This window comes from Pedococcus sp., assembly GCF_036554925.1.
Lineage (GTDB): Bacteria > Actinomycetota > Actinomycetes > Actinomycetales > Dermatophilaceae > Pedococcus_A.
The window spans coordinates 1-2,222 of record NZ_DATBMI010000139.1 but is presented as its reverse complement, the minus strand read 5'-3'; the positions used below and the strand labels follow the sequence as shown (position 1 = coordinate 2,222).

At 70.3% G+C, this 2,222-nt stretch carries 1 protein-coding gene; it reads right to left on the bottom strand.

Features of this window, described 5'->3' with window-relative positions; genetic code table 11:
- A partial coding sequence (mfd, locus tag VIB11_RS11455) for a transcription-repair coupling factor (protein WP_332031355.1) occupies window positions 1-2,222 on the bottom strand: 2,222 nt, incomplete at both ends.

Genomic DNA, 2,222 nt, shown 5'->3' with positions numbered 1-2,222 from the left:
TGGGCACGAGAATGGTACGGACCGCGTCCTTCACGAGCGACTTCGGGTACAGCCGCTGCAGCCGGAGCTGCGCGGACTCGGGCAGGTCGACGGGCCCGAACCGCACGTGGTTGCCCTGCACGCTGATGTCGCCGACCCCGGCCTGGCGGGCGACCGTGCGCAGGCGGGCCACCTCGATGAGGTTGCGCACCGGCTCCGGCGGCGTGCCGTAGCGGTCGACGAGCTCGGCCTCGATCTCGGCGAGCTGCGCCTCGTCGATGACGCTGGCGAGCTTCTTGTAGGCCTCGAGCCGCAGCCGCTCGCCCGGCACGTAGTCGTGCGGGAGGTGCGCGTCGACCGGCAGCTCGATCTTGATCTCCGCAGGGGCGGTCTCCCCCTCGCCCCGGAAGTCGGCCACCGCCTCCCCCACCAGCCGGACGTAGAGGTCGAAGCCGACCCCGGCGATGTGCCCGGACTGCTCGCCGCCGAGCAGGTTGCCGGCGCCGCGGATCTCGAGGTCCTTCATCGCGATCTGGATGCCGGCACCGAGGTCGGTGTGGCTGGCCATGGTCTGGAGCCGGTCGTGGGCCGTCTCGGTCATCGGCTTCTCGGGCGGGTAGAGGAAGTAGCAGTAGGCCCGCTCGCGCCCGCGGCCCACCCGACCCCGGAGCTGGTGCAACTGGCTGAGGCCCAGCACGTCGGCGCGCTCGACGATCAGGGTGTTGGCGTTGGAGATGTCCAGACCCGTCTCGACGATGGTGGTGCAGACCAGCACGTCGAACTTCTTGTCCCAGAAGTCGAGGACGACCTGCTCGAGCTTGTGCTCGCCCATCTGGCCGTGGGCGGTGGCCACGCGGGCCTCGGGCACCAGCTCGCGGATGCGCGACGCGGCCCGCTCGATGCTGCTGACCTTGTTGTGGACGAGGAAGACCTGGCCCTCGCGAAGGAGCTCGCGGCGGATGGCTGCAGTGATCTGCTTCTCCTCGTAGGCGCCGACGTAGGTCAGGACCGGGTGGCGCTCCTCGGGTGGCGTGGCCAGCGTCGACATCTCGCGGATACCGGTCACCGCCATCTCGAGGGTGCGCGGGATCGGCGTGGCGGACATGGCGAGGACGTCGACGGCGGTGCGCAGCGTCTTCAGCTGCTCCTTGTGCTCGACACCGAAGCGCTGCTCCTCGTCGACGACGACCAGCCCGAGGTCCTTGTAGCGGATGTCCTTGGACAGCAGCCGGTGCGTGCCGATGACGAGGTCGACGCTGCCGTCGGCGAGCCCCTCGACGACCTCGCGCGCCTCCTTGTCGGTCTGGAACCGTGAGAGTGCCTTCACCACGACGGGGAACTGCGCGTAGCGCTCGGTGAACGTCTGCAGGTGCTGCTGGACGAGCAGGGTCGTCGGCACGAGCACGGCGACCTGCTTGCCGTCCTGGATGGCCTTGAACGCCGCCCGGACCGCGATCTCGGTCTTGCCGTAGCCGACGTCGCCGCAGATGAGGCGGTCCATCGGCACCGACCGCTCCATGTCGGCCTTGACCTCGTCGATCGAGCTGAGCTGGTCGGGGGTCTCGACGTAGGCGAAGGCGTCCTCGAGCTCGCGCTGCCACGGGGTGTCGGGGCCGAACGCGTGCCCCGCGGTCGCCATGCGTGCGCTGTAGAGCTGGATGAGCTCGTTGGCGATCTGCTTGACGTAGCGGCGGGCCTTGGTCTTGGTCTTGTGCCAGTCGGAGCCGCCCATCTTGTTGAGGGTGGGCTGCTCGCCGCCGACGTAGCGGGTCACCTGGTCGAGCTGGTCGGTCGGCACGTAGAGGCGGTCGCCCGGCTGGCCGCGCTTCGATGCGGCGTACTCGAGCACGAGGTACTCGCGGGTGGCGCCGCCGACGGTGCGCTGCACCATCTCCACGAACTTGCCGACACCGTGCTGCTCGTGGACGACGAAGTCGCCCGGCTTGAGCTGGAGGGGGTCGACCTGGTTGCGGCGCCGCGACGGCATACGGCGCATGTCCTTGGTGGACCCGCCCTGGCCCGCGGTGCCGGTGAGGTCGGTCTCGGTGACCACCGCCAGGCGGCTGGCCGGCGCGAGGAACCCGGAGCCCAGGGAACCCGTGGTGAGGTGCACCATGCCGGGGGCGAGGTCGCCGAGGTCGGCGTCGAGCCGGCTCGGGACCTCCTCCCCGCCGAGGACCTCGTGGACGCGCTTGGCCAGGCCGTGGCCCTCGGTCACGACGATGACCCGCCAGCCGTCCTTC